Source organism: Fictibacillus sp. EA-CB0309 (assembly GCF_055814265.1).
Genome location: NZ_CP169271.1, coordinates 545,841 through 572,808 on the forward strand (window position 1 = coordinate 545,841; position 26,968 = coordinate 572,808).

25 protein-coding genes and 4 pseudogenes are annotated in these 26,968 nt (G+C 43.5%); 25 read left to right on the forward strand and 4 right to left on the reverse strand.

The features are described from left to right. Positions 1-47 precede the first annotated feature (47 nt). The gene (locus tag ACEWFH_RS03165) at positions 48-1,706 is read left to right on the forward strand and encodes a glycerol-3-phosphate dehydrogenase/oxidase (RefSeq protein ID WP_473726068.1); all 1,659 of its coding nucleotides are present in this window, start codon (positions 48-50) and stop codon (positions 1,704-1,706) included. A gap of 301 nt (positions 1,707-2,007) precedes the next feature. Here the strand turns inward: ACEWFH_RS03165 and ACEWFH_RS03170 are convergent, their stop codons facing one another. Together ACEWFH_RS03170 and ACEWFH_RS03175 are read right to left on the reverse strand one after the other, a co-directional pair. Continuing rightward, positions 2,008-2,397 (reverse strand): DUF1722 domain-containing protein, encoded by a 390-nt coding sequence (locus tag ACEWFH_RS03170; protein ID WP_473726069.1) that lies wholly within the window; start codon positions 2,395-2,397, stop codon positions 2,008-2,010. 33 nt (positions 2,398-2,430) lie between these two features. After that, positions 2,431-2,628, reverse strand: coding sequence for a hypothetical protein (locus ACEWFH_RS03175; RefSeq protein WP_473726070.1), 198 nt, complete (start codon positions 2,626-2,628; stop codon positions 2,431-2,433). A gap of 218 nt (positions 2,629-2,846) precedes the next feature. On the opposite strand from ACEWFH_RS03175, the gene ACEWFH_RS03180 reads away from it, so the two are divergent. The 18 genes and pseudogenes from ACEWFH_RS03180 to ACEWFH_RS03265 all read left to right on the forward strand — a co-directional run bounded on the left by ACEWFH_RS03180 (position 2,847) and on the right by ACEWFH_RS03265 (position 19,338). After that, entirely contained in the window at positions 2,847-3,221 is a 375-nt protein-coding gene (locus tag ACEWFH_RS03180; protein ID WP_473726071.1) for an NADH-quinone oxidoreductase subunit A, read from the forward strand. Further along, positions 3,212-3,727, forward strand: a complete 516-nt coding sequence (locus tag ACEWFH_RS03185) for a NuoB/complex I 20 kDa subunit family protein (RefSeq protein WP_137791106.1) — start codon at positions 3,212-3,214, stop codon at positions 3,725-3,727. The genes ACEWFH_RS03180 and ACEWFH_RS03185 overlap by 10 nt, the downstream gene beginning before the upstream one ends. Beyond that, entirely contained in the window at positions 3,724-4,023 is a 300-nt protein-coding gene (locus ACEWFH_RS03190) for a hypothetical protein (RefSeq protein ID WP_473726072.1), read from the forward strand. Before ACEWFH_RS03185 ends, ACEWFH_RS03190 begins: the two co-directional genes overlap by 4 nt. A 167-nt stretch (positions 4,024-4,190) precedes the next feature. Further along, positions 4,191-5,149, forward strand: a pseudogene (locus ACEWFH_RS03195) (NADH-quinone oxidoreductase subunit C); the annotation flags it as partial. A 3-nt stretch (positions 5,150-5,152) separates the two neighbouring features. After that, positions 5,153-6,253, forward strand: coding sequence for an NADH-quinone oxidoreductase subunit D (locus ACEWFH_RS03200; protein WP_473726073.1), 1,101 nt, complete (start codon positions 5,153-5,155; stop codon positions 6,251-6,253). Further along, a complete protein-coding gene (gene nuoH / locus ACEWFH_RS03205) occupies positions 6,250-7,251 on the forward strand; it encodes an NADH-quinone oxidoreductase subunit NuoH (RefSeq protein WP_473727195.1) in 1,002 nt (333 codons plus the stop codon). Before ACEWFH_RS03200 ends, nuoH begins: the two co-directional genes overlap by 4 nt. A gap of 299 nt (positions 7,252-7,550) precedes the next feature. Then, positions 7,551-7,970, forward strand: coding sequence for an NADH-quinone oxidoreductase subunit NuoI (nuoI, locus tag ACEWFH_RS03210; RefSeq protein WP_066244809.1), 420 nt, complete (start codon positions 7,551-7,553; stop codon positions 7,968-7,970). Then, a pseudogene (locus ACEWFH_RS03215) lies at positions 7,967-8,478 on the forward strand (NADH-quinone oxidoreductase subunit J). The gene nuoI and the pseudogene ACEWFH_RS03215 overlap by 4 nt, the downstream one beginning before the upstream one ends. Then, positions 8,475-8,789, forward strand: coding sequence for an NADH-quinone oxidoreductase subunit NuoK (gene nuoK / locus ACEWFH_RS03220; protein WP_144696957.1), 315 nt, complete (start codon positions 8,475-8,477; stop codon positions 8,787-8,789). The pseudogene ACEWFH_RS03215 and the gene nuoK overlap by 4 nt, the downstream one beginning before the upstream one ends. A gap of 18 nt (positions 8,790-8,807) precedes the next feature. Further along, positions 8,808-10,663: pseudogene (gene nuoL, locus ACEWFH_RS03225) on the forward strand (NADH-quinone oxidoreductase subunit L); the annotation flags it as partial. Between the two features lie 7 nt (positions 10,664-10,670). After that, positions 10,671-12,200 carry a complex I subunit 4 family protein gene (locus tag ACEWFH_RS03230; protein WP_473726074.1) on the forward strand — a complete coding sequence of 510 codons (1,530 nt, stop codon included), beginning with the start codon at positions 10,671-10,673 and terminating at the stop codon, positions 12,198-12,200. Continuing rightward, complete coding sequence (gene nuoN / locus ACEWFH_RS03235; RefSeq protein ID WP_473726075.1) at positions 12,191-13,723, forward strand: NADH-quinone oxidoreductase subunit NuoN; 1,533 nt, start codon at positions 12,191-12,193, stop codon at positions 13,721-13,723. Before ACEWFH_RS03230 ends, nuoN begins: the two co-directional genes overlap by 10 nt. Before the next feature lie 513 nt (positions 13,724-14,236). Further along, on the forward strand, positions 14,237-14,425 hold the full coding sequence (locus tag ACEWFH_RS03240) for a DUF1146 family protein (protein ID WP_473726076.1): 189 nt from the start codon (positions 14,237-14,239) through the stop codon (positions 14,423-14,425). A 152-nt stretch (positions 14,426-14,577) separates the two neighbouring features. Continuing rightward, on the forward strand, positions 14,578-14,706 hold the full coding sequence (locus tag ACEWFH_RS03245; RefSeq protein ID WP_473726077.1) for a hypothetical protein: 129 nt from the start codon (positions 14,578-14,580) through the stop codon (positions 14,704-14,706). 17 nt (positions 14,707-14,723) lie between these two features. Next, the gene (locus ACEWFH_RS03250; RefSeq protein WP_473726078.1) at positions 14,724-15,323 is read left to right on the forward strand and encodes a YwmB family TATA-box binding protein; all 600 of its coding nucleotides are present in this window, start codon (positions 14,724-14,726) and stop codon (positions 15,321-15,323) included. A gap of 30 nt (positions 15,324-15,353) precedes the next feature. Further along, positions 15,354-16,667: a UDP-N-acetylglucosamine 1-carboxyvinyltransferase gene (gene murA / locus ACEWFH_RS03255; RefSeq protein ID WP_473726079.1), complete on the forward strand. Its 1,314-nt coding sequence runs from the start codon at positions 15,354-15,356 to the stop codon at positions 16,665-16,667. Between the two features lie 539 nt (positions 16,668-17,206). Next, positions 17,207-17,353, forward strand: coding sequence for a lmo0937 family membrane protein (locus ACEWFH_RS03260; protein WP_289494081.1), 147 nt, complete (start codon positions 17,207-17,209; stop codon positions 17,351-17,353). A gap of 311 nt (positions 17,354-17,664) precedes the next feature. Beyond that, a complete protein-coding gene (locus ACEWFH_RS03265; RefSeq protein WP_473726080.1) occupies positions 17,665-19,338 on the forward strand; it encodes a M4 family metallopeptidase in 1,674 nt (557 codons plus the stop codon). 62 nt (positions 19,339-19,400) lie between these two features. Here ACEWFH_RS03265 and ACEWFH_RS03270 read toward each other — a convergent pair whose 3' ends face one another. Continuing rightward, positions 19,401-20,015, reverse strand: coding sequence for an RsiV family protein (locus ACEWFH_RS03270; RefSeq protein ID WP_473726081.1), 615 nt, complete (start codon positions 20,013-20,015; stop codon positions 19,401-19,403). Positions 20,016-20,208: 193 nt separating this feature from the next. Between ACEWFH_RS03270 and spoIID the strand changes: the two genes are divergently transcribed. From spoIID to mreB, 4 genes are all read left to right on the forward strand, one after another. After that, positions 20,209-21,249: a stage II sporulation protein D gene (gene spoIID, locus ACEWFH_RS03275; protein WP_473726082.1), complete on the forward strand. Its 1,041-nt coding sequence runs from the start codon at positions 20,209-20,211 to the stop codon at positions 21,247-21,249. A 234-nt stretch (positions 21,250-21,483) separates the two neighbouring features. After that, positions 21,484-22,431, forward strand: coding sequence for a peptidoglycan DD-metalloendopeptidase family protein (locus ACEWFH_RS03280; RefSeq protein WP_473726083.1), 948 nt, complete (start codon positions 21,484-21,486; stop codon positions 22,429-22,431). A gap of 552 nt (positions 22,432-22,983) precedes the next feature. Beyond that, complete coding sequence (gene spoIIID / locus ACEWFH_RS03285; protein ID WP_007203593.1) at positions 22,984-23,250, forward strand: sporulation transcriptional regulator SpoIIID; 267 nt, start codon at positions 22,984-22,986, stop codon at positions 23,248-23,250. A gap of 195 nt (positions 23,251-23,445) precedes the next feature. Beyond that, a complete protein-coding gene (gene mreB / locus ACEWFH_RS03290; protein ID WP_473726084.1) occupies positions 23,446-24,441 on the forward strand; it encodes a rod shape-determining protein MreB in 996 nt (331 codons plus the stop codon). Positions 24,442-24,483: 42 nt separating this feature from the next. Here the strand turns inward: mreB and ACEWFH_RS03295 are convergent, their stop codons facing one another. Beyond that, positions 24,484-24,924, reverse strand: a complete 441-nt coding sequence (locus ACEWFH_RS03295) for a hypothetical protein (protein WP_473726085.1) — start codon at positions 24,922-24,924, stop codon at positions 24,484-24,486. A 369-nt stretch (positions 24,925-25,293) separates the two neighbouring features. On the opposite strand from ACEWFH_RS03295, the pseudogene ACEWFH_RS03300 reads away from it, so the two are divergent. Beyond that, positions 25,294-26,123, forward strand: a pseudogene (locus ACEWFH_RS03300) (flagellar hook-basal body protein). Positions 26,124-26,134: 11 nt separating this feature from the next. Then, positions 26,135-26,962 (forward strand): flagellar hook-basal body protein, encoded by an 828-nt coding sequence (locus ACEWFH_RS03305; RefSeq protein ID WP_473726086.1) that lies wholly within the window; start codon positions 26,135-26,137, stop codon positions 26,960-26,962. Positions 26,963-26,968: the final 6 nt, after the last annotated feature.

A 26,968-nucleotide genomic window follows, 5' to 3' on the forward strand; every position in this document is an offset into this window, starting at 1 on the left:
GTATTATAAGATGTCCATCGGTTCTGTACAGAAGGAGTGAAGAGAAAATGACAGCATCATTTTCAACATATAATAGAGAAGCAATTATCGGTGATATGAAAAATCAAAAGCTTGATTTGCTCGTAATCGGAGGCGGAGTAACGGGAGCGGGGATCCTTTTAGACGCGCAAACGCGCGGAATGAAAGTAGGCCTTGTAGAGATGCAAGACTTTGCTGCTGGAACGTCCAGCCGATCCACAAAACTCGTTCACGGCGGTCTTCGTTATTTAAAGCAGTTTGAAGTGAAGCTCGTTGCTGAGGTTGGTAAAGAACGTGCAATCGTGTACGAGAACGCTCCACACGTAACGACACCAGAATGGATGCTTCTTCCGTTTTATAAAGGCGGTACGTTCGGCAAATTTTCTACGTCGATCGGTTTAAAAGTATACGATTTCTTAGCTGGCGTTAAACGAAGAGAACGCAGAAAGATGTTTTCAGCAGAAGAGACATTGCGCCGTGAACCTCTTTTGAAAAAGAAAGACTTACTTGGCGGAGGCTATTATGTTGAGTACAAAACAGATGACGCTCGTCTGACGCTTGAAATTATGAAAGAAGCTGTTGAGCGCGGTGCATCAGCTGTAAACTACGCGAAGGTAACTAGCTTTATCTACAACGGAAAAAGAGCAGTCGGCGTAAAAGTAGAAGATCAGCTGACAGGTGAAGTTCATGAAATTTATGCGAAGAAAATCGTTAACGCAACTGGCCCTTGGGTAGATGAACTACGCGAAGAAGACCGTTCTAAAACAGGAAAAGAAATTCATCATACAAAAGGAATCCACCTTGTAATTGACGGATCAAAGTTCCCGCTAAAGCAAGCGGTTTACTATGACACGGAAGATGGCCGTATGGTATTTGCCATTCCGCGTGCAGGCAAAACGTATGTTGGTACAACAGATACGGATTATAAGGGAGACCTTGCAAACCCTGGCATGACAGAGGAAGATTTAGAGTATGTACTGAAAACCATTAGCTTCATGTTCCCTGATGTGAAAATTACACGCGATGATGTAGAGTCGTCATGGTCAGGATTACGTCCATTGATTCATGAACCGAAAAAGGGTCCTTCTGAAATTTCTCGTAAAGATGAAGTGTTCCACTCACCATCAGGATTGTTGACGATCGCAGGCGGTAAGCTTACGGGTTACCGTAAAATGGCTGAAAAAGTAGTAGATATTGTTCGCGATCAGCTTGGAGAAGAAGAAGGCGCGAAGTTCCCGAGTTGCCGTACACAGCATATGGAGCTATCCGGCGGTAAGATGGGTGGAAGCGAAAACTTTGCGGATTTCCTGCGTACGAAAGTGCAAGAAGGGTTAGCTCTAGGCTTGGAAGAGAATAAAGCCCGTGAGCTCGTTCAGCGCTATGGTACGAACATTGATATGGTTTATGGATTCATGAAAGAACGCGGTGAAGAAGCGAAGAGCTATAATTTGCCGAAGAGTCTATATGCTTCATTACTTTACGCGTTAGAGTATGAGATGGCTTCTACTCCATCAGACTTTTTGATCCGCCGTACTTCCGCTTTATACTTTGATATCGATACCGTTTATAAGTGGAAAGACAGCGTGATTAACTGCATGGCAGATAAATTGAGCTGGGATGCAGAGCAAAAACGTGATCACGCAGAACAATTTGAAGAGCAATTGAGATTGTCTGTAGAGGCGATCTAATAGGTTTTTTGTAGGGAAGGCATTCCGTTTCGTTGAGCGGGATGTCTTTTTTGTGGGGTGGGGGTATTTGATTGGGTGAGTTTGTCGAAATTTGTAAACTCGCCGATATATGGCAAAAACTCGCCGGATTAATGGTAAATCTCGCAGGAATAAGTTATAAAGTCGCGGGATTAATGTGCTTTTTCTTGCATTATCTTTTGAAATACCCCTTGAGGTATAGGTGGAGAACAGTTTTGTTCACCGAAACTGCTCCTATTTAACCTATAACAAAGGATGCTCCCAATAATCTGCGGAAGCATCCTTAATTTTTAATAAAAGTTGAACGTAATAAGTAGTCTGAAGGGTATTTTTGCAGCAAATACTGCAAAAAAAGATCGATCTCATATGGAACTTCATCAAGATAATCATTATTTGATCCTCTTAACGTTTCCACTAACTCAATAAAGTGTTTTTTATCGGATTCATCCGCTGATTTCTTAAAATAACCCCAAACATGCTCAAGCGTGTTGCATAAAGCGCGCCGTTCAAAAGGCTTATCCTTCAAGTCGGCGATCATCATCATAATTTCTTTGTAATCGGCGTCAGATTGAGCATCTCTCATCAAACCCTGAACCTCTTTGTAAAAGTTATAGCCCTTTGCCATCACCGTGTACTTTTCACTGGCCCATAGCAATTCGGTTTCTATTTTCAAATGAGCTCACATCCTTTGCATACCGACATTTTATTAAAGATAAATGTACAGAGCAAGTGCAATAATGGAGATGAGTATGACAACTGCATAGATGGCAGTTAATCGAACCAAGTTTTGTTTTGTTGAGCTGCCGTATTTTTCGTCTTGCGTTCTAGAGATCATAATCGTACCGACTAAGCCGGCGATTGAGATCACAACAATCAAGAAATAAGCGATCCACCATATATCCATTTTAAATCTCCCCTTTCCTCTATAATACTGCTAACTTTCTGTCGCACACATGCAAAAAATTTACAGGATTATGAACATTTCTATAGAAAAATAAGAAGGAGACATTTATATAGTGAAGATCCCATATGTGAAGAAGCACATCGACACAAAATATGGAATTTGCTATAATTAAAGCGGTTACAGAATTTAAAAAATTCTGAAGATTAGGGGTAGTCAGAATGGATTTTTATCATCTGTATCAAAACAATTACCTCATTGTGGCTGTATTTTTATTTTTAGGGATTCTGTTGCCGGTGGTCGCATTGACTGCAGGCCGTTTGCTGCGTCCTTATAAACCATCAGCAGAGAAATACACCACGTACGAAAGCGGAATCGAACCTTTTCATCAAAGCTGGGTTCAATACAATGTCCGCTATTATTTGTTTGCGCTTATGTTTGTTATTTTTGATGTTGAAACCGTATTTCTATATCCGTGGGCCGTTGCCTATGAAGAGCTAGGTGTGTTTGCCCTGATTGAGATGGGAATTTTCGTCGTTCTTTTAACGTTAGGTCTTGTATACGCTTGGAAAAAGAAGGTGCTTAAATGGACATAAAGTGGGAGCTTACGGCTGAAGAACGCGCCGAACTAGATCGCAACGTATTCATGGTAACACTCGAACAAGTAAAAGCTTGGGCCAGAAGTAATTCGCTATGGCCGTTAACTTTTGGGCTCGCTTGCTGCGCCATCGAAATGATGGGTACAGGATCGTCACATTATGACTTAGATCGTTTCGGGAGCATCTTTCGGACGTCACCGCGTCAATCCGATGTGATGATCGTTTCTGGAACGGTAACGAAAAAGATGGCTCCTGTATTAAAAAGATTGTATGAGCAGATGCCTGAACCGAAATGGGTCATTGCGATGGGTTCTTGCGCAACAGCTGGCGGACCATACATCAAATCCTATGCGGTCGTAAAAGGTGTCGATCAAATCGTGCCTGTGGATGTATACATACCGGGATGTCCACCGAATCCAGCAGCACTCATTTATGGCATCAACAAGCTTCAGGAAAAAATTCGTTATGAAGCGAAGACCGGCAAGAAGGTGATGAGCGAATGACAGATAAGCAAAATGAATCCAATGAAGGATTATCGATAGAAGAACAAAAGAAGAAAGCAGCCGCTGAAGCGAAGGCAAAAGCCCTGGAGCTCGCGAAGCAGCGTCAGGCTGAAAAAGCGAAAGCAGCGGAAACAGCCGAACCGCCAGCCACTGATCCAGAGTTAACAAAAGAAGAGCTAAAAAGAAAGCGGCCGCTGAAGCGAAAGCAAAAGCGCTCGAGCTCGCAAAACAGCGTCAGGCTGAAAAAGCGAAAGCAGCGGAAACAGCCGAGCCACCATCAGCCGAACCAGAGTTAACAAAAGAAGAACTTAAAAAGAAAGCGGCCGCTGAAGCGAAAGCAAAAGCGCTCGAGCTTGCAAAACAACGTCAGGCTGAAAAAGCGAAAGCTTCAGAAACAGCCGATCCGCCAGCAATCGAACCTGAGTTAACAAAAGAAGAACTTAAAAAGAAAGCAGCTGCTGAAGCGAAAGCAAAAGCGCTCGAGCTTGCTAAGCAGCGTCAGGCTGAAAAAGCGAAAGCAGAGGAAGCGACGCCAGCCACGGATGATTCAACAGATGACCTTGCTAAACAAAAAGCACTCGCAGCCGCGAAAGCGAAGGCCGCAGCAGCAGCCAAGGCGAAAGCCGCCGCTGCCGCAAAAGCAAAACTAGCAAGAGAAGCGGGTGGCGACACATTAACAGAACCCGCAACCGATGACGAAAAAGCGAAAGCAGCGGCAAAAGCAAAGGCCGCAGCAGCCGCTAAGGCAAAAGCCGCCGCCGCTGCCAAAGCAAAAGCTTTACGAGAAGCAGGTGGCGACGCACCGGTTGAAACACCCGCCGGCGATGATGAAAAAGCAAAAGCAATTGCAGCCGCTAAAGCAAAAGCCGCTGCCGCTGCAAAAGCACGTGCCGCCGCAAATGCAAAGGGGCCGCAGCCGAACCGGCAGCAGAAGAAAAGCCATCACCAAACCAACCAATCCTCGATACCTACATAAAAGTCATCAAAGAACATCTAGGAGAAGATGTACTAGAAGATTCCTATATTAATAGGCTGTCTAAAGACGTGCCTACCTTAGTTGCGAAACCCGATACCTATTACAAAATCGCTGAGTTTTTAAAACATAACGATCAGCTTCGTTTTGACTATCTGTCCGAAATGCATGGCACAGATTTCGAGACGCACTTTGAAGTATATAACCACCTGTATTCGTACAATCACCGCCAGTCGGTCGCACTTAAAGTGAAGATTGACAGAACAAGTGCTACTACCCACTCTATTACCCCGTTATGGGAAGGAGCAAACTGGCCAGAGCGTGAAACGTATGACCTTTTAGGCATTCACTTTGAAGGTCATCCGAACTTAACACGCATCATGCTTCCAGATGACTGGGTAGGATATCCGCTCCGAAAAGATTACGAACCGCATGACGTGGAGGTGTAGACATTGATCAGAACAGAAGAGATGCTCCTCAACGTTGGACCTCAGCATCCAAGTACACACGGTGTGTTCCGGATCGTGCTGAAAATTGACGGAGAAACCATCATTGAAGCAACCCCCGTTATCGGCTACCTGCACAGGGGTACGGAGAAGCTTGCAGAAAACCTTCAGTATACACAGATCATTCCGTACACTGACCGAATGGATTACCTAGCAGCCATGACGAACAACTATGTCATCTGTCACGCGGTCGAAACAATGATGAGCCTTGAGATTCCTGAACGAGCGGAGTATTTGCGCGTAATCGTGATGGAGCTTGGCCGAATCGCAAGCCATCTCGTATGGTTCGGTACCTATCTATTGGATATCGGGGCGATGAGTCCTTTCCTATACGCGTTTCGTGAACGTGAAGCCATCATCAACATGCTGAACGAAATTTGCGGCGCACGTCTTACATTCAACTATATGCGCGTTGGCGGTGTGAAGTGGGATGCGCCAGATGGCTGGATCGAGAAGGTCCGAGATTTTGTTCCGTATATGAGAGAAGAACTTGCCGGCTATCACGATCTTGTGACAGGCAACGAAATCTTCCTGAACCGTGTAAAAGGAATCGGATATTACACGAAAGAAGAAGCACTGAACTTTAGTTTGAGCGGTGCCAACTTAAGATGCACGGGTACGAATTGGGATCTTAGAAAAGATGAGCCCTATTCGATCTATGACCGTTTCGACTTTGATGTTCCGGTCTTTCATACGGGCGATGCATGGGCGCGTTATCAGTGCCGCATGCAGGAAATTGAAGAATCATTAAAAATTTTAGAACAAGCGGTTGAGCAGTTTCCGGCAGAAGGTCCTGTGATGGCGAAAGTGCCAAAAATCATTAAGCCTCCTAAAGGAGAAGCTTTTGTCCGGATCGAGTCTCCACGCGGAGAAATCGGCTGTTATATTGCGTCAGAAGGAAAGAAAGAACCTTACCGCCTGAAGTTCCGCAGACCATCTTTTTATAACCTTCAGATCCTGCCAAAACTTTTAGTCGGTGAAAACATCTCCAACTTGATTACCATCTTAGGCGGTATTGATATCGTTCTCGGGGAGGTTGATGGCTGATGGAGGATCTTTTATACGCACAGCCTGGCTGGACGCATGTAGTGATTTTCTTTGCACTAGGTGCGGCATTGCTTGTAACGGTTCTTGGATTCGTAACATACGCGATCCTAGCTGAGCGTAAAGTACTCGGATTCATGCAGATGCGTACGGGGCCGAACCGGGTTGGAGGTCGCTTTGGTCTTCTTCAGACCGTAGCTGACGTTTTTAAACTTTTAATAAAAGAAGATACCATCCCGAAGCTTGCTGACCGTCCCTTGTTTATATTGGCACCGGTTATCGCGTTTGCGCCAGCTTTCATGGTGCTCGCGACGATTCCTTTCTCGGAGAACATGCAGTTCGCGGACCTTGGTGTGGGCCTGCTCTATTACGTAGCCGTTTCAGGTATCTCAACAATCGGAATCTTGATGGGTGGCTGGGCGTCTAACAATAAATACTCGCTTCTCGGCGGCATGCGTGCTGCAGCACAGATGATTTCATACGAGATTCCGCTCGTCATCTCCGTTATCGGAGTAATCCTGTTTGCCGGAAGCCTGAACTTAAACGACATCGTAAGAGGACAAGAAAACATCGCATACATTTTTTTAACACCGATCGGATTTTTCGTATTTTTGATCTCCTCGATCGCCGAGTTAAATCGTACGCCGTTTGACTTGCCGGAAGCCGAGTCAGAGCTCGTAGCCGGTTATCACGTGGAGTACTCAGGATTTCGCTGGGCGTTCTTCATGCTCACAGAGTATGTGTACCTGTTTGCAATGGCGTCCCTAACAACTGTCCTGTTTCTAGGAGGCTGGAACTCGATTCCGTTCTTAGATTTCATTCCGGGTATGTTGTGGTTCGGAGTCAAATTTAGCATCGTCGTATTTTTCATGATCTGGATTCGCGGAACACTCCCAAGACTCCGTGCCGATCAGCTGATGGGCTTCGCATGGAAAGTTCTACTGCCGCTAGCATTGCTAAACATTTTCGTCAGTGCAGCAGTCAAAGAACTGTTCTTATAGATTAATCTTGTTCATTGCCTTACTTTTTGCAGGTGGTTATAACAATCAAGTTTTTTGATGTAGCTTCATTGACTAGTTGATTGGAGCGCAAGGTGCGAGACTCCTGGGGGATTAGCGGGACAGGTGAGACACCTATGGTGCGAAGCACGAGGTGGCTCACCGCACGCCCCCGGAAAGCGAGCATCCTGGAGCGGAGATCAACACTTTCAAAAATGCTACACAGTGTCAGCCCACATAAGGTTAAAGTCCAACCCTGCTAATACAAAGAAAGACCAACGCATAAGGAGCGTGATCTCAGGATGAAAGGTCTTGTGAAAGGTTTAAGCTATACCGTCAAAAACCTGACAAAGCAAAACGTCACGACAAGTTATCCGGACGTGCCAATCCAGATGCCTGACCGTTTCCGCGGCATCCAAAAGTTTTATCCAGAAAAGTGTATCGTGTGCAACCAATGCGCGCAGATCTGCCCGACCGACTGCATCCAGTTAACGGGTAAGCCACATCCGGATCCTGCGAAAAAAGGGAAGATCATCGATACGTACGACATCAATTTTGAAATCTGTATTTTGTGCGATTTGTGTACAGAAGTTTGTCCGACTGAAGCAATCGTCATGACCAATCAGTTTGAGCTTGCAGAATACAGCCGGGATGAACTTTTTAAAAACCTCGAGTGGCTCGATGAAAACGATGAGAATGTCAGAAAGGAGAACAAAGCATGACCGGTGAAATGATCGCTTTTTCTTTCTCGCACTAACAGCCATTGCCGGCGGCGTTCTTCTCATTAACCTGACAAATGTCGTACACATGGTTGTTGCTCTTATATTTACGTTCATTGCCATTGCAGGGATCTACATCACATTATCGGCTGAGTTCGTTGCCGTCGTGCAAGTGCTCATTTATTCAGGTGCCATTACGATTATCATGCTGTTTGGAATCATGCTGACACGGCACCAGGAAAAAGAAAAACCGTTGCCTCGTTTAAAGTTCATCTTAACAGGGCTTGCGATTGGGCTTTTCTTTCTGATCATGTACGGCAAGATTAAAGACCTTGATTTTGGACAGCAGAACGCAGAGCTTCATATCGATAACACGAAAAAAATCGGGATTGAACTCTATTCCCATTATGTGATTCCGTTTGAGCTAACATCCGTGCTGCTGCTTGTTGCATTGATTGGCTCGATCATTCTTGCCAAGCGGGATGACGATGAAAAGGAGGCAAAAAAATGAGCTCTGTCCCTTTAGCAGCTTACTTAATGCTTGCCTTGATTCTTTTTTGCATCGGACTATTCGGTGCACTAACGAAGCGAAACGCGGTTATTGTACTCATTTCAATCGAATTGATGCTGAATGCCGTAAATATAAACTTGGTTGCTTTTGCTAAATACTCAATCAACCCAGGGCTGACTGGTCAGATTTTCTCGCTGTTCACCATAACGGTTGCAGCAGCAGAAGCGGCAGTTGGACTTGCGATTCTCATTGCACTATACCGAAACAGACAGACGGTAAATGTGGATGAGATGGATACGATGAAGCGATAAGGAAGGAGATGGACGATCATGTTGCAGAGTAGTTGGCTTATACCGTTGTTCCCGCTTTTATCCTTCATTTTATTGCTCATTTTTAGAAAATCAAGAAGTGAAAGCACGGCTTGGATCGGAGTGCTGTTAACTGGAATTTCGCTCGTGATGTCTCTTGGGGTTTGGCTCGCAGTATGGCAAGGTGACGGGATTAAGGTTGAGGGCACTTGGTTTCAAATCGGTGAACGTGCCATCACAATGGGCTATGAAGTAAATCCTCTGAATGCGCTCATGCTTGTGATCGTTTCACTTGTTAGTTTTCTAGTGCACTTGTACTCAAAGGGGTACATGCATGGTGATGAACGGTTCCCGGTATTCTTTGCGTATTTAGGATTGTTCTCGTTCGCGATGCTCGGACTCGTTCTTTCTCCGAATCTATTACAGCTCTATATGTTTTGGGAGCTGGTAGGGCTAGGTTCATTTCTATTAATCGGGTTCTATTATTTTAAGCCAGAAGCGAAAGCCGCTGCGAAAAAGCCTTCGTAATGACCCGTATCGGGGACGTTGGTCTCTTTATCGGAATGGTTTTGCTATTTTGGCAGGTTGGTAGTTTTGAATATGACCAGATTTTTGCTTCCGTTCGAAATGGTGATCTATCTTCTGGGATGCTGACGCTCACAGCACTTTGTATCTTTGTTGGAGCGATCGGTAAATCAGGTCAGCTACCACTTCACACATGGCTGCCTGACGCAATGGAAGGTCCGACACCTGTTTCAGCACTTATCCATGCGGCAACGATGGTAGCGGCTGGGGTTTATTTGGTTGCTGCGATGTATCCACTCTTCCAAGCATCAGAAACAGCGTTAACGGTTGTGGCTGTTGTAGGCGGAGTAACTGCAATTTTTGCGGCTACGATCGGCCTCATGCAAAAAGACATCAAACGCGTTTTAGCGTATTCAACCGTCAGTCAGTTAGGGTACATGATGCTCGCGCTTGGTGCATCAGGCTATGTGGCAGGCATCTTCCACTTAACGACACATGCTTTCTTCAAAGCGCTGATGTTCTTAGCTGCCGGTAGTGTCATTCATGCTGTACATACACAAAACATTGAAGAGATGGGCGGGCTTTGGAAAAAGCTTCGTGTCACAGGACCGCTTTTTTTAATCGGTGCACTCGCTATATCAGGTGTTCCGCTTCTATCCGGATTCTTTTCAAAAGACGAAATTCTGGCCAGTACGTATGCAGATGGCCGGTATGGACTATTCTGGCTAGCTGTTGTTGCTGCGTTCATGACCGCTTTTTACATGTTCCGTTTGTTTTTCCTCGTGTTTACAGGAAAACCGCGCGGCAATCAGAGTGGCGTTCATGAATCACCTAGCGTGATGACACTTCCGATGATCGTCCTAGGCGTTTTGGCAGTTGTTGCGGGTTACTTGAACACAACATGGTTCGGCACGTTTTTATCCGATTACTTGGCACAAGGTCCTGTTGAACTGCCCCATGGCGAGCATCACGGTCCAGGGTGGATTCCAACCGTCGCGACAGTCGCTTCGCTTTTAGGAATTGTTCTAGCTTATCTAATCTATCAAAAAGGTGCATTATCTCGAGATTGGATGACACGCTCATTGCCAGGACTCAGCAACGTGATCTACAACAAGTGGTACGTGGATGAAGGATATGACGCCACATTTGTAAAAGGAACGAAGGGCTTAAGCAAGCTTGGCGTTTTATTTGATAAATATGTAGTAGACGGACTCGTTGCCGCAGTGGTGAGCGGAGTACAAGGTCTGAGTAAGGTCGGTTCAAGACTGCAAAACGGGCAGGTTCAGTCATATGGAACGTTTGCCGTCTTTGGCATTGTCATTTTATTGCTGATCGTCGCATTAACAGGGGGTACTTTTCATGAACACATGGCTTCTATCCATCTTGGTTTTTTCCCCATTGTTAGGCGTACTTGTTCTTATGTTTACTCCTTCTCATGATGAGAAATCGATTAAATGGATTGGGATTTTAGGGACGCTATTCCCACTCGGCACAGCACTCGTAACGTTGTCTGCTTTTAATATATTAGGTGAGGGTCTTCAGCTAACCGAGAAATTCCAATGGGTATCTTACGAAGTCTTTCAGTCAAAAGGGGATGTAAGCTATCCGATTTTTTATGAAGTTGGTGTAAACGGCCTATCGATGGTGCTGATTCTATTAACGGCAGTTGTGAGTGTGCTCGCCGCCATCGCGTCGTTTTCTATAAAAAAGGACTGGAAAAGTTACTTCATTTTGTTCTTTTTGCTTGAGATCGGAATGCTCGGTGTATTCGCCGCACAAAATCTATTTTTGTTCTTCATTTTCTTTGAGATCACGCTTATTCCGATGTTTTTCTTAATCGGACGCTGGGGTTATCTAGAAAAAGAAAAAGCAGCGTACAGCTTTTTGATCTATAACGGAGTCGGTTCAGCCATTCTCCTTATCGCGTTTGTAGCCTTGTTTATGAAGACCGGAACGATGAACTTTGAGCAGCTTGCTTACACGTTCTCGCTTCCGCAATCTGAGTTGAACCAGCTGAATATAACGAAGAATTTTAAGATGGGTATGCTGATCGCGCTTCTAGTTGCGTTTGCGGTTAAGTTGCCGGTCGCACCACTGCATTCATGGATGGTTCGCGTCCACGTTCAAGCGCCGCCGCCGATCGTTATGATCCACTCAGGGATTCTTTTAAAAATCGGAGCATACGGTTTGATCGTGTTTGGCGCAGGACTTTTTCCGGATCAGTTCAAGTCTCTCGCGTTTATCATCGGATTGTTCGGTGTGATCAACCTGCTTTACGGAGCTTTTTTAGCATTAACACAGACTGACATGAAACGAGTGTTAGCTTATTCATCTGTCTCTCATATGGGAATCGTGCTCATCGGACTTGCGGCGGTGAACGAAGCAGGGATGACCGGCGCCGTATTCCAAGTGGTCTCTCACGGGTTGATCTCCGCGTTGTTGTTTTTCTTAGTAGGTGTTCTTTATGAACGAGCAGGCTCTTCTGAATTGAAAGATTTTGGAGGAGTGGCTAAAAAAATGCCGATCTTCGCGGGTGTCTTGCTCGCCGGAGGTCTCGCTTCACTAGGTCTGCCGGGGATGTCAGGTTTCATAAGCGAATTTATGGCGTTTTTAGGATTGTTTGAGAAAATGCCTGTGTTAGCCGCTGTAGGAACGCTAGGGCTGATTTTAACAGCAGTCTATGTGCTGCGAGCGGTCTTAGCCATCACGTTTGGTGCTGAAAAAGAACTATCAAATGCATATGATCTCTCTTCAACAGAACGGATTCCGGCGTTTATCTTGCTTGCAGCGATTTTGTTTATCGGAATCTATCCTGCTTGGTTAAGTGATATGCTCCGTCCAACATTAGATGTCATTCTGCTAGGGTTAGGGGCTAAGTCATGGATTTAGATACATTATTTTCTTTTGAGTGGGGCATTATGGCTCCAGAATTTATTATTCTTGGCGTCGCAACATTACTTTCAATCATCGATCTTTTTATGAAAAGAGAATCCAGCCGAAAACTTCTGGCTTGGCTTGCTGGAGCGGGAGTTTTGGCTGCACTCGTCGCGATCTTCATGCAGCTCGATCAAGATGTTACATCGATTCTTTATGATACGTATAGACTGGACTCGTTTTCAAAAGCCTTTAAGATTCTGCTTTTATTAGGAACGCTGTTGGTAATCGTATTAGCGTCCAATTATAAAAAAGAAGATTTGGAAGAAAACCGTGGAGAGTTCTATTACTTACTGCTAGCCGCACTATTAGGAGCCATGATGATGGCTTCAAGTGCAGATTTAATCACGCTTTTCGTTGGACTGGAGCTTCTTTCTCTATCCTCTTATATTATGGCTGGGCTGGAGAGACGAAATAAGAAAAGCAACGAATCAGCGTTCAAGTATGTCGTTTCAGGCGGAATAGCAACAGCCATTACTTTATTTGGGATGAGTTATATATTCGGCCTGACAGGCGAAACCAACCTTTTTAAGATTGCTGAGAACATGGGGAACGTTGAACTATTAAAGCACAGCTTTTTGATTGTCTTTGCATTCATTATCACGTTTGCGGGACTAACGTTTAAAATCGCAGCTGCTCCACTTCACATGTGGGCACCGGATGTTTACGAAGGCGCACCTGTTCCGGTTACGGCATTTTTGAGTGTCGTATCCAAAACAGCAGGCTTTGTGATTTTACTGCGTGTGATCATCATCACCTTTATTGCGGCACCTGGTATTGATAGTGAACCGCTTCTGCTGCAAGTTCAGCCGTACGTTATGCTATTAGCTGCCGCAACCATGATCATCGGTAATGTTACCGCGCTCCGTCAACGAAACATTAAGCGGATGTTTGCCTATTCGTCTATCGCACAAGCGGGTTACATTTTAGTGCCATTCGTTTCCAATTCGTCATTGCTGTTTGAGCTGATCTGGTTCTATCTGCTGGCATATCTGTTCATGAATATAGGCGCGTTTACCGTAATTCAGCTGTTAACGAGTCAAGAAGGTTCGAACGATATCAGTGTATTTCGCGGATTGTTTAAGCGTTCACCATGGCTTGCCGTTCCGATGACTTTTTTCATATTATCACTGGCTGGAATTCCTGTAACTGCTGGATTTATAGGGAAGTTTGGAATCTTTATGGGAGCGCTCGGATTGGAACCAGCCCATTATTGGCTTGCGGCTGTGATGATGGCGACGACCCTCGTATCTTATGTGTATTACTTTAATATCATTGCGATCATGTTTTTCCGTGATGAAGAAGGAGCGAAGGTATCGGTTCCGGGAGGCATGGCCGCCGTGTTGGCGTTCTGTACCGCATCCATCCTGATCTTAGGTGTCATGCCAGATCTCGCACTGGATTTCTTCTACGGGAACTTTGACGTGAACGAATTCTTTATGCAGATTGAAACAGAAGTTCATACGCATGATCATTGATTTTGAGTAATTTAAAAAGCTAGCTCATTGGGGTCTCTGCTAAGAAGACCTCAATGAGCTTTTTTGATGAAAATCAGCTAACGTGAAATTATTTAAATTAACGTGAATATATGGTGTTTTAACGTGAAATTATTGTAACTAACGTGAATATATCATTATTAACGTGAATATGATTTGTCTTCTCTTTATCTGATACGTTTCATGTCCGTTCCAGCTGGATAAAAATTAAATTTTCTCTCTGAAAAATACATCTCCTCACACTTCCACTCAAATTCAAAAATCCCCTTCAAAAATGAGTCAAAACTACCGTAACTTCTTATCATTTCTGTCGTCTAAATATAATGAAACGACTGTCTAAACTTTTTTACAGATAATAGTCGTTACAACTTTTTGAACTTCTTGTAAGAAAGGGCTTTCAAAACAGTTAAGTAGGGAAAAAGTATCTATCTAAAATAACGCGAAAGAATTATGCTTAAGATGTCGAAATATGTAATGAGGAGGTCAGACGTTTTTATGATTCCAATCGGACAACAAGCTTTGTTACATATCATCGTACATCTATTGTTTCTCGTTATTGCTTGGTGGGCATTGCAGGCGATCCACTTTGATAAATGGATCAAAAAGGGTAAGGTCATGCAGGCTAGAGTTTTATACATACTGCTAGTGATCAGTCTTGCGAGTATAGCGAGTGATTTTTTCTGAAGTATCTACAGTATTCCACCAATCTTAGTCAGTTATTTGGATGATTCATTGCAGCTTTACCAATAACGGAATTGTCGGAATATGACTACAACTTCCACGGATATCCTCTGTCTCTTTGGCAACAATGAGAAATAGAGAGGATGTGGTGGGGAATGAAAAAATGGACAATGACGATTACAGCGATTTTGCTTTTAGTTATGATTACTTCTGGATATGCAAAAACAGACGAAAAAACAAATGAAGTTACACATATAATAGACGTTTTAAAGGACGAGGGGTAAAACCTGACAAATGGACCATGTATTTTCGAGGTCAAATAGGTTTTACATCTAAAGGACTAGGGTATTTAAAACAAGCAGAAGAGCTTAAACGTAATTATCCTGAATTTGACTGGGCGGTAACGGAAGATGAGGCCGGACATTATAAAATGACCGGATTGTTTGAGCGTAATGACATCGGGGTTTCAGAGAAAATGACCATCATTACATACCCCCAAAAAGATCAATCTGCATCGTATTTTATTTATGCGGTTGAAGGACTTGTAAATACAAATCAAAACTGGAAAGAAATCCAGAACCTGTTTGATAGCCGTGTTGAACAATCAGTAGGAGGAAATCCCAAAATTTTCTCTTGTGTTACCGGTACATACGGTGATAGAATGGTGGTTGATTTGTATTCGCAAGCAAATGAATTGGTACGCGCCTTTTCTGGTGTTTCTGTAGAGGAACTAAAAGAAGAGACGTTTGTGTCGCTTTCTGCATATACTAAGCAGTGGGAACAAGCGATTTATACCGGTCATCAACATAAAATGAATCTTCAGGTTGCACTGCGAACTGAAGGATTGGGCAGTGAAACTACTGTCACAATTGGCACACCAATAATTACGTCTGAATATTAATATACAAATTGGACGCGGAGGGGAATATCGTTGGAAAAAATCATTGTCCGTGGTGGTAGGCGGTTAGAAGGCTCTGTACGAGTTGAAGGAGCTAAGAATGCCGTACTTCCTGTCATCGCAGCATCCATTTTAGCGAGTCAAGGCAAGAGCACGATTAAAGATGTGCCAGCCCTTGCTGATGTGTTTACGATTAACGAAGTATTACGTTATTTAAATATTGACGTAGCATTTGAAAACGGAGAAATTTCTGTCGATGCTACAAACGAATTAAAAACAGAAGCACCATTTGAGTATGTCCGCAAAATGAGAGCATCATTCCTAGTTATGGGACCGTTGCTTGCTCGTGTTGGACTATCTCGTATCGCACTTCCTGGAGGCTGCGCAATTGGATCACGTCCAATCGATCAGCATTTAAAAGGATTTGAAGCGATGGGAGCTACGGTTAAAATCGGGAACGGTTTTATCGAAGCAAAAATTGATGGCCGCTTGCAAGGTGCAAAGATTTATTTAGACTTCCCAAGTGTAGGGGCTACTGAGAACATCATGATGGCTGCAACACTTGCTGAAGGTACAACAATCATCGAAAACGCTGCAAAAGAACCAGAAATCGTATGTCTAGCTAACTACTTGAATGCGATGGGTGCAACAGTTATCGGTGCAGGTACAGGTACAATCCGTATCGTCGGTGCTGAAGAACTTACGGGTGCTGAGCATACTGTAGTTCCAGACCGTATCGAAGCAGGAACGTACATGGTAGCAGCAGCTATCACAGAAGGCGACGTATTGATCGAGAATGCAATCGCTGAACACCTACGTCCTTTAATCGCAAAAATGGAAGAGATGGGTGTACAAATTCAAGAAGAAGGAAACGGACTTCGTGTTCGCGGACCTCGTGAATTAAAACCTGTTGATATTAAAACAATGCCACATCCAGGATTCCCGACTGATCTTCAGTCGCAAATGATGGCGCTATTGCTTCGTGCAAACGGAACAAGCGTAATCACGGAAACTGTATTCGAAAACCGCTTCATGCACGTGGAAGAATTCCGCCGTATGAATGGTGATATTAAAATTGAAGGCCGTTCTTCTGTAATCAACGGACCTGTAAATCTGCAAGGTGCTGAGGTTGCTTCAACTGACCTACGCGCAGGTGCAGCTTTGGTACTTGCTGGGCTTGTCGCAGATGGTTACACACGTGTAACTGAACTCAAGCACATCGACCGTGGATACGTTGATTTTACTGGAAAACTGGCTGCATTAGGTGCTGACATCGAGCGTGTGAACGAAGATGTGAAATCAACACCTGCAAAAGAAGAGCAATCATTAAAAAGTAATTTAGCTTAATTTATACCAGTGAGGCTGACTCTAAGGTGCTTAATGTACCTATGGAGTCAGCTTTTTTATTTTTCGATTGTAAGTAGTTGATTTCCGCTCCAGTTTGCTCGCTTTCCGCGGGGCAGGCGGTGAGCCACATTCGTACGTTTCACTCTTAAGTGTCTCACCTGCCCACCCGCAGGACAAGGAACGCTTCGTCAGCGAAACATCGCACGAAGAAAATTTGAAGTTCAATTTTCGAGGAGTCTCGCATCCTTCCGCTCCAATCAACTTGGCAGTGAAGAGAATGAACAGTACGATTTTAAAGCAACAACCTTTTAGAAAAGAGCCTCTCAATGAGATCGTTCTTTAGATTAACAATGATTACACCAAATTGCGTGGAAAGAAGGCAAACCCTGCGTGAAAGAATTAACCGTATCATTCGCATCTTTGTGCCGGGAAAAGACTACAAAAAGTTTTAAGCCAAAATTGTTTATACCGCATGCTGTTCGGGAAATCTAAAGCTATAACTAAACATATCTATTTTTCTCGGAAAGGATGTCGAACTCATGCTTTGGACCATTATCGGAATATTAGTCGTACTCTGGTTATTAGGTGTAATCTTTAAAGTAGCAGGCGGTATTATTCATATCTTACTCGTCATCGCTTTGATCGTCTTCGTTTTAAATTTTATTAAAGGCAGGAAAATGAAATAGCTGTAGAAAAGCTGGCACAAGTAGCCGGCTTTTTTCATTGTCTAATTTTTGGAGTAATGGAGTCGCTTAATCGGTTATTTCCGGACTACCTTAGAATTATTGAGTCCATACAACAAAAAAACATATCTTTCGAGTGTGAAAATATAACATTTAATCAAATTTATAGTAAAAAACACCCATTTTATTGAAAATTAGCTTTCAACTAGTACCTTATAATCAAAATTTTTAAAATAGTTTGAAAATAAAATAAAAGGTGCTAATATAAATCCACTGGCTTTAAAATTTGAAAAAGCAAAGGGGATTGGAAAGGGATGAAAAAGCAGTTATCGGTATGGGGTTTGGCACTCGGTCTTGCGGTGAGTCCATTAGCGGCAGGACAAGCTTCAGCAGAAGCACCAGTTAATGTTTTATCAACAAAGCAGTTCAATAGTTTAACGGGTACACCATCTTTTGTATCAGGTAAATTAACGGAGGCATCTTCAAAATCTGCAAAAGAAGTTGTCATGTCTTACCTGCAAAAAGAATCAAATACATTTAAATTAGGCAGTCAAAAAGCGGAAGAGGCGTTCACGGTTAAGTCTGTGACAAAAGACGAGTTAGGCAGACAGTTGGTTCGCCTTCAGCAAACATATAAAGGAGTTCCTGTTTGGGGATCCACACAAGTGGCTCACGTAAACGATAAAGGAGAGCTCGTTGTTTTCTCTGGAACAGTGGTTCCGAATCTGCAGGACAAGCCAGGATTAGGCTTCGGCAAAAAAATCTCGGCATCTAAGGCAGTAGAGGAAGCCGTTAAAGATTTAGGCTTCACACCTGAATATGAAGAAGCAGATCCAACTTCTGATTTAGTTGTTTATACAGAAGGAAATCAAGCTACATATGCTTACTTAGTAAACCTTAACTTCTTATCTCCTGAGCCAGGGAACTACAACTATTTTGTAGATGCTGTAACAGGTAAGATTCTTAACTCTTACAATGACCTAGACGAGGCACATGGCGATACGAAAGCACCTCCAACTGGCGGCGGTGGATCACTTGTTGGAACAAATGCTGTCGGATCAGGTACGGGTGTCCTTGGTGACTCGAAAACCCTGAATACATTACTATCAAACGGAACGTACTATCTGCAAGATAATACAAGAGGTGGCGGCGTATTTACATACGATGCTCAAAATCGCCAGCAGCTTCCAGGCAAGCTATGGGCTGATGCGGATAATCAGTTCAACGCAACGTATGACCGTGCAGCTGTAGATGCTCACTATTATGCAGGTGCAACTTATGATTATTATAAAGAAGTCTTCAACCGCAACTCTTATGACAATAAGGGAGCTGCGTTAAAATCAACGGTACACTATGGCCGCAACTACAACAATGCATTCTGGAACGGCCAGCAGATGGTTTACGGTGATGGCGATGGAACAACTTTCGTCTCCTTATCCGGTGGTCTGGATGTTGTAGCACATGAATTAACGCACGCTGTAACAGACTTTTCATCTGATCTGATCTATCAAAACGAATCTGGTGCGTTAAACGAAGCAATGTCCGATATTTTCGGTACGTTAGTTGAGCACCATGAAAATAACAATCCGGATTATGAGATCGGCGAAGACATCTACACGCCAGGAACGCCAAATGATGCACTGCGTTCGATGAGTGATCCAACAAAGTATAATGACCCTGACCACTATTCTGTTCGCTACACAGGAACAGGGGACAATGGTGGGGTTCACATCAACAGCGGTATCATCAACAAAGCGGCTTACTTGCTGGCAGTTGGTGGAACGCATTACGGTGTAACGGTTCCTGCAATCGGCAACCAAAAAGTAGGAGCGATCTATTACAGAGCGAATACGGTTTACTTAACGGCTTCTTCTAACTTCAGCCAGGCAAGAGCAGCGCTTGTTCAATCGGCATCTGACCTTTATGGCGCAACATCAGCTGAAGTAGCAGCAGTTAAAAAATCATACGACGCAATTGGCGTAAACTAAATCATAATGAAGAAACCCTGATCTTTGAAAGTGGAGATCAGGGTTTTTTGCTGTATTCCTCTCTACAACCCATTCACCGCCATTTTTCCAAGCGGACCGTTCTCATCAATGATGTTTTGCAGGTCAAAAACAGAGATCGGAAACATTGGAAAACCGTACGCATATGCGGTTAATTCATAAAGCTGAAAATAAATCACGAGTGATTTGTCTGCGATATAAAAGTCTTGATCGGGCGAGATGCTTTTAAACGGCTCGAGCGTATCGATCTGCCGTGACTTAATCTGTGCTTTTATGATGCGGTTCAACACTTCCACATAGTTGCTGCCAGGTTTAAATAGATCTCTCAACTGATAAGTTCTGCCCGTAGTGAGGTCCCACGTCTGTGATTTAATATACGTCATGCCATGAGCGGCCATGGGTGTGTAAGCATAATTTAAGAAACCAATGCTTAAAATGTTTTGCTGGTTTGTTTTTACAGCAAACTCTCCATACATGCCCGGACGTGCCTGGGGATTTTGCATTTGCTGAAGCTCTTGATTGATCTGGATGATCTGCTGATTTACTTGCTGCTGAATACGAGGGTTGATGCGCCCTTCTATCTGCGGATAATAAATCTTTATGTTGCCAGGTGCATACGTAAGCGTTCGAACCAAAACAGGCGGCTGAAAACTGTCCATGCTGTTCACCCTTTCACACTGGTCATCTCTCCATTTTATGCGGAGAACGGCCTGTATCAGTCCCTGAACCAAAACTTGTAAAACAGGAATAAGTGAGCACATTTCAATTGTAAAAATGCTAGTTTCGAGTTCTAAAGACCCGCCTTTTTGTATAAGTTGTATGGTAGAAAACAATATAGGAGGGCATTGGAACGTGAATGTAAATATCAAGCCGCTGATCTGGATTCTAGCTATTTTTGTCGCTATCATCGTCCTGCTTCCCACGATACTCGTACTACCATTTTCGTCAGCACCTCCTGAATGGAAGGAAGAGAAAGCAGTGCGGCCATCTGAGAGAATGCTAGCTTTGGAAATTCCTCACTCAGATATCGTCGTCCCTGTTTTCAGAACGTCCATGGATACGGTTGAGAACATCCCTTTAGAAGAGTATGTGGCAGGTGTGGTCGCTTCTGAAATGCCGGCAGACTTTGAACTTGAAGCACTGAAAGCACAAGCATTAACCGCAAGAACGTTTATCGTAAAAGCACTATTAAACCGAGGGAAAGATGATAGTTTGCCAGAAGGAGCCGTTGTGTCAGACACCGTTATGCATCAAGTGTATAAAGGCAACAAAGAGCTAGAAACGCTTTGGGGAGATGATTTTGACAAAAAAATTGAAAAAATCATTAAAGCAGTCTCAGAAACAAAAGGACAGATCTTAACGTATGAAGGTGATCCGATTCAAGCAAGTTTCTTCTCCACGAGCAATGGATTTACGGTTAATTCTGAAGACTATTGGAAAAACGAATACCCGTATTTAAGAAGTGTAGAAAGTCCGTGGGATAAAGAAGAATCGCCAAAGTACACAGAGACTATTCAGCTCCCTGTCAGTACGGTAGAACAAAAGCTCGGCGTGTCACTTTCAAAGAACGGTAAGATTGGAAAAGTCGTCGCAACGACGAGCGGGAAACGAATCGGTACGTTCGCAATCGGAAAGAAAAAGTTTACCGGAAAAGAAGTGCGAGAAAAGCTGGAGCTGAGATCAACGGATTTTCAGATGGAGAAAAAGGGTAAGCAGGTCAGCATTACGACCCGTGGATACGGACATGGAGTAGGACTGAGCCAGTACGGGGCGAACGGAATGGCGAAAGAAGGCAAGAACTATAAGGAGATCGTTAATCATTATTACAAAGGAATTGAGATCACCGATTATAAGCCGATTGCTGATAAAGGGCTAGCCTATCAGCCGCAATAAATTGTGTGAAATTGTGTGAAATTGTGTGGAAATTGTAGGGGTCTGTCCGGGGACAGACCCCTACAATTTCATTCAACTAAATTCAACTACTAAATTTAACTTAGTTTAACCGCATTGTGCGATCAAGCATGATGCGGTTTTTTTATAATGTCGAAAAGAAATTTTATAAAAAATAGAGTGCTAAAGTATATATTTTCAGAATTCTGTTCAAACTTGTTGCTGAGGTGATGAAAAATGAAAGAAGAAGAAAAACAAACCAAAAAAACAATACCGATGAAAGGTAAGAACGCTATGAAAAAACGTTGGGTTTATCCGGCAGTATATCTTAGTTTTGCAGCAGTCATTTTAACATCTGTTCTATGGTATCAAAACGATGCGAAAAACACGGAGAATAACAATACTCCAGACAGCGCGTTGGAAGACAATGGAGCAGCAGTACCAGTATCACTTACAAAAGAACAATTCCAAATGCCAGTTGCTGACCCTGAAGCCATTGAAGTAGTAAAAGATTTCTTTAGTTCAGATGCTACAGCTCAAGAGCAAGAAGCAGCACTCGTATTCTATAACAATATTTACTACCAAAACCGCGGAATCGACTTAGCGACGGCTGACAACAAAGCATTTGACGTAACAGCAGCATTAAGCGGTAACGTTGTAAAAGTGGCAAAAGATCCAGCACTAGGATTCGTAGTAGAAGTAGAGCATGACAAAGGTGTTGTAACCCATTACTCATCACTTGCTTCTGTATCTGTTAAGCAAGGCGACCAAGTGAAACAAGGTACAGTTTTAGGACAAGCTGGTGAGAATGCATACGATAAAGATGCTAAGATTCACGCGCACTTCGAAGTTCGTAAAGACGGAGAAGCAGTAGACCCGGTAATGGCTTGGGATCAATCTGTTGCACAGCTTGCATCTGCAGTTGATGATTCTCGTAAAGAGATGAAAAAAGCAGAAGAGCAAAAAGCTGCGGAAGAGCAGAAAAAAGCTGAAGAGCAAAAGCCTGGTAAAGAAGAAGAAAAGCCAGCACCAAAAGCCGACGATAAAGGCGGCAAAGACACGAAAGATTCAAAAGACACGAAAGACACTAAAGATGGCAAAGATGCCAACGGTGAGCAAGAATCATCATCTCAATCAGCAGAAGACACTGGCGCACAAGCCGACGACTCTGGTGCTAACGAATAATTTTCACAAAAAAGCTGTTTCGGATAAAACCGAGGCAGCTTTTTTCAATGTTTGTTTAATTGCTGCTCAATATGCAGGTGAAAATCTTCCTAATAACTGAAAAATTGGGTTTGTGAGCGAAAAGAGGGTCCCATTGAGCGAAACGACGCATACATTGAGCGAAACTCACTATAGTCTGAGCGAAAAGAGACCTTGATTGAGCGAACGTGTAACAGATAAAAGAACACGTACCGTAAACATGAACAACGATTTAAAAAAACTTAAGTGGTTTAATTTTCCATGTGTTTACGCAGGTTTTTTCAAGAAAATGGACATTTCCCCTTGTCCCAGTTGAGATTTAGGCATATAACGAAAACTTGGTTAATAAGATGTTACAAAACCTACAATAATTCAATTGAGGGTGAGCGGTGAGAAATCGTACTATGGCTGCGGTGGAAAAAGGGGAATGGAAGCAACACTTATAAGCCGAAGATGACAACGAAACTTGTCACGTAGCTTGTTCATAGAAGTCTCTATCGCATCTCTCACATCCATTTTAGGGAGGCGAGTGGTGTGCACGATTACATCAAAGAGCGAACCATCAAGATAGGACGGTATATCGTGGAGACAAGAAAAACAGTCCGCATGATCGCAAAAGAATTCGGGGTTTCCAAAAGCACGGTGCATAAAGATCTCACCGAGCGGCTGCCTGAAATTAATCCCGATCTTGCAAATAACGTAAAAGAAATCCTCGAATACCATAAGTCCATCCGCCACTTGAGAGGTGGGGAGGCGACACGTGTGAAGTACAAAAAAGGCACAGAGGAAGTTGTTCAGTAAGTCTGCGATTGATAGGGATGCAATATGACACTTAAAAACATTATGTGCCGTATAGGTCTGACGCCCAATAATTAATTTTTGACAATATTTAACCTTGTTCGACAAACTTGTGATATAATGATAAATTGGATAGAACTTCGATTTTTTACTAAAAATGTCATTATATTGTATGGATGTTAACAGGGAGGATATAACATGTTTTCAAGGGACGTTGGAATTGACCTTGGTACCGCTAATGTACTGATTTATGTAAAAGGAAAAGGAATTGTGCTTGATGAGCCATCTGTTGTTGCAATCGACACGAATACCGGAAAAGCACTCGCTGTAGGGGAAGAAGCCCGCCGTATGGTAGGCCGTACACCAGGAAACATCGTGGCGATCCGTCCGCTAAAAGACGGAGTTATCGCTGACTTTGAAGTAACCGAGCAAATGCTGAAACACTTTATTAATAAAATCAAAGTGAAAGGCGTGTTTGCGAAACCTAGAATCTTGATCTGTACGCCAACGAATATTACGTCTGTTGAACAAAAAGCCATTAGAGAAGCTGCGCAAAAGTGCGGTGCTAAGCAAATTTTTCTTGAAGAAGAGCCGAAAGTGGCTGCAATTGGGGCGGGGATGGATATCTTCCAGCCGAGCGGCAATATGGTTGTTGACATCGGTGGTGGCACAACTGACATTGCGGTCTTGAGTATGGGCGATATTGTCACCTCCTCTTCTATTAAAATGGCTGGGGACAAGTTCGATACAGAAATTCTCCAATACATAAAGAAAGAGTACAAGCTGTTGATCGGGGAACGTACCGCTGAAAACATTAAATTGAACGTCGCGACGGTTTACGAGCGTGACGAAGAATTAGAGATCCGCGGCCGTGATATGGTATCAGGACTTCCGCGTACGATTACAGTAGGTTCTAAAGAGATTCAAAGGGCGTTGATGGAGCCAGTGATGGTGATCGTGCAAGCGGCGAAGAGCGTGTTAGAGAAGACTCCGCCGGAATTATCCGCAGATATCATCGACCGTGGAATCATGCTGACAGGTGGAGGAGCACTTCTTCACGGAATCGACAGATTGTTTGCTGATGAGTTAAAAGTGCCCGTGCTGATTGCAGAAGAACCGATGAGAGCCGTAGCTAACGGAACCGGACTAATGCTTGAGCATATGGATAAAATCGCGAAACGAAAAGTGTTTTAATGAGAAAAAGCCATCCTGCTGGGTGGCTTTTTTAGTACTCATTTATTTATCGAAAATCCTCACGCCGTTGGGGTCAACGACGTTCGACGATGATAATCCTGTGATATTCGCTTCTTTTATAGTTACTTCACCACCGACCTCCGAGGAAATCTCTTTTACGGGTTTACGAAGCAGAATAGCCAGATCGTCTTCTAATCCTTTCTTTTTCGTTGCCACAATCATTTTCTTTATGTGAGTATCGTCCGTCATCGAATCAATAACATCAGTATTCATTTGGAGCTCGATTTTAAAAGCATAAGGAGTTGAAATAAAGGTTCTCCGCTCTCCTCTTTTCACTTCCCAGGTCATCTTTTCTGCACGCTCGCAAATTTCATGATGCTCGTTTTCTGTAACCGAAAAACCAATATGATCAAACATGATTCTCTTTCCATAACCGAACGTAATATTTACTGCTCCTTTTCTTGCTTCAATAATACGAAACAAAATATTTTTCTCGCGGAAATCATTCCACGTTAATGGAGGATCAAACGCTTGGAACTCCCGGAATATTTTCCTACCCGTTGAGAAATACGAAATCCATGCTGTACATAAAAATTCTCTGTTTCTTCAACATTAGGGGTCCAAAAATGATAATGAAAAAGCATAAAAGCCACCTCTTTTGTAATAACCGAATAACTAATACTTTTCGGCACAACCATACAAATACCTCTTCATACGTTTTATGGTACAAATTCCTCATTTGAAAAAGGATTCCGTCAATTTTCGCAGAATTCTATTAAGAAATGTAAAAAACTGTCGATAAGACGGATGAGACATATTGTGTCCAGATTACAAGTGCAGGAGGAATACTCCGTGTTAAGAGGCTTTTATAATGCTGCAGCCGGTATGCTGGCACAGCAGCGCAAACAAGAAATTTTAACGAACAATATGGCGAATGCCAATACACCAGGATATAAAGCAGACAATGCGAGTCTGCGCACGTTCCCGACGATGCTGCTCCAGCATATGGGTCAGACCGAATTAAACGGGAAAAAATACCGAATAACTACTCGCTCGGTAAAGATGTCCCGTTATCAACGGGAGTCTATGTGCAAGAGACGACACCAAACTTCCTGCAAGGTGATATGCGGGAAACGGGAATCAAAACCGACGTTGCACTTTTACAAGGTCAAGTTCCTGCTGACCCGCAAAGTGGAGCTCCCGGCGGACTCTTTTTCCGATTGAATGTGAATGGCGAAGAGCGTTTTACACGAAATGGCCATTTTTCGGTAGATGCGGAAGGAAGCCTTGTGACACCTGAAGGCTATTTTGTGCTAGGAACGGATGGGAATCCAATTACGGTAACGACCGACAATTTTACAGTGAACAAAGACGGTACAGTCATTGATAATGGAGTGGTTGCGGGTCAGATTGATGTTGCTTATGTAGAGAACCCGAACAATCTTGTAAAAGAGGGATCAGGCTTGTTCAGGCTTAATGGTGAAGCGGACAGTGCCATCGGAAACCCGAACATTACTTACAATCTGCAGCAAGGATTTGTGGAGCGCTCTAACGTGAACACAGAACAGACGATGACTGAGATGCTGACGGCATACCGCGCATTTGAGGCCAATCAAAAAGTACTTCAAGCGTATGACCGAACGATGGAAAAAGCAGCAAACGATATTGGCAGGATCGGCTAGGGGGACCAAGTATGAATCAGTCTATGATTTCAGCAGCAGTTACGATGGGACAGCTTCAGCATAAGCTGGATACCATTTCGAACAATATGGCGAACAGCACGACGAACGGTTATAAAAGACGTGAAGCGCAGTTTTCTGATATTCTTTTTCAGCAGATTAGAAGTGAAGCACTTGAACCGACAGAAGACGGCCGGTTAACGCCGAACGGGATTCGACTCGGAAGCGGAGCGCGTGTTTCGTCCACGGCAGTAAGTATGGAAACGGGCACGTTGCAGCAGACAGGACGTGCGCTCGATGTAGCACTTACACAGCCTAACCTGTACTTTCAGATTGCTGGAGTCGACAATAACGGAAATGGGACTCTGCAATTTACAAGGGACGGCGCGTTTTATTTATCACCGTCGGCCGGTAACCCTAATGAAATGGAACTCGTGACATCAGATGGCAATAAAGTGATGGGCGTTGATGGACCGATCACCATCCCAGCTGACCATAACAAAATTACCATTGGACAAAACGGCCAAGTTTCGGTAACGTTAAATAATGGAGCGGTTGTTGAATCAGGACAACTGGCGATTGTAAATATGATTCGGCCGCAGCAGATGTTATCTGTTGGGCAGAACTTACAAGCGCCGCAAAACATACCGTTAAATCAACTTATAGAGGAAGTAAATGCTGGAGCAGGTAATTTCGTTCAGCAAGGTGTACTCGAATCCTCGAATGTTAACATTTCCAATGAGATGACGGAACTGATTCAAACACAACGTTCATATCAATTTAATGCGCGTTCTCTTACAATTGCTGACCAGATGATGGGGTTAGTAAACGGGCTTCGCTAAATGAGG

Coding starts and splice junctions, on each gene's coding strand:
- ACEWFH_RS03190 (WP_473726072.1), top strand. CDS start 3,724: ATGACAGATAAGCAAAATGAATCCAATGAAGGATTATCGATAGAAGAA.
- ACEWFH_RS03265 (WP_473726080.1), top strand. CDS start 17,665: ATGAAAAAGCAGTTATCGGTATGGGGTTTGGCACTCGGTCTTGCGGTG.
- nuoK (WP_144696957.1), top strand. CDS start 8,475: ATGAGCTCTGTCCCTTTAGCAGCTTACTTAATGCTTGCCTTGATTCTT.
- ACEWFH_RS03180 (WP_473726071.1), top strand. CDS start 2,847: ATGGATTTTTATCATCTGTATCAAAACAATTACCTCATTGTGGCTGTA.
- ACEWFH_RS03305 (WP_473726086.1), top strand. CDS start 26,135: ATGAATCAGTCTATGATTTCAGCAGCAGTTACGATGGGACAGCTTCAG.
- ACEWFH_RS03245 (WP_473726077.1), top strand. CDS start 14,578: ATGAAAAAATGGACAATGACGATTACAGCGATTTTGCTTTTAGTTATG.
- ACEWFH_RS03240 (WP_473726076.1), top strand. CDS start 14,237: ATGATTCCAATCGGACAACAAGCTTTGTTACATATCATCGTACATCTA.
- ACEWFH_RS03185 (WP_137791106.1), top strand. CDS start 3,212: ATGGACATAAAGTGGGAGCTTACGGCTGAAGAACGCGCCGAACTAGAT.
- ACEWFH_RS03165 (WP_473726068.1), top strand. CDS start 48: ATGACAGCATCATTTTCAACATATAATAGAGAAGCAATTATCGGTGAT.
- ACEWFH_RS03280 (WP_473726083.1), top strand. CDS start 21,484: ATGAAAGAAGAAGAAAAACAAACCAAAAAAACAATACCGATGAAAGGT.
- ACEWFH_RS03250 (WP_473726078.1), top strand. CDS start 14,724: ATGTATTTTCGAGGTCAAATAGGTTTTACATCTAAAGGACTAGGGTAT.
- ACEWFH_RS03175 (WP_473726070.1), bottom strand. CDS start 2,628: ATGGATATATGGTGGATCGCTTATTTCTTGATTGTTGTGATCTCAATC.
- ACEWFH_RS03270 (WP_473726081.1), bottom strand. CDS start 20,015: ATGGACAGTTTTCAGCCGCCTGTTTTGGTTCGAACGCTTACGTATGCA.
- ACEWFH_RS03230 (WP_473726074.1), top strand. CDS start 10,671: ATGAACACATGGCTTCTATCCATCTTGGTTTTTTCCCCATTGTTAGGC.
- nuoN (WP_473726075.1), top strand. CDS start 12,191: ATGGATTTAGATACATTATTTTCTTTTGAGTGGGGCATTATGGCTCCA.
- mreB (WP_473726084.1), top strand. CDS start 23,446: ATGTTTTCAAGGGACGTTGGAATTGACCTTGGTACCGCTAATGTACTG.
- nuoI (WP_066244809.1), top strand. CDS start 7,551: ATGAAAGGTCTTGTGAAAGGTTTAAGCTATACCGTCAAAAACCTGACA.
- ACEWFH_RS03260 (WP_289494081.1), top strand. CDS start 17,207: ATGCTTTGGACCATTATCGGAATATTAGTCGTACTCTGGTTATTAGGT.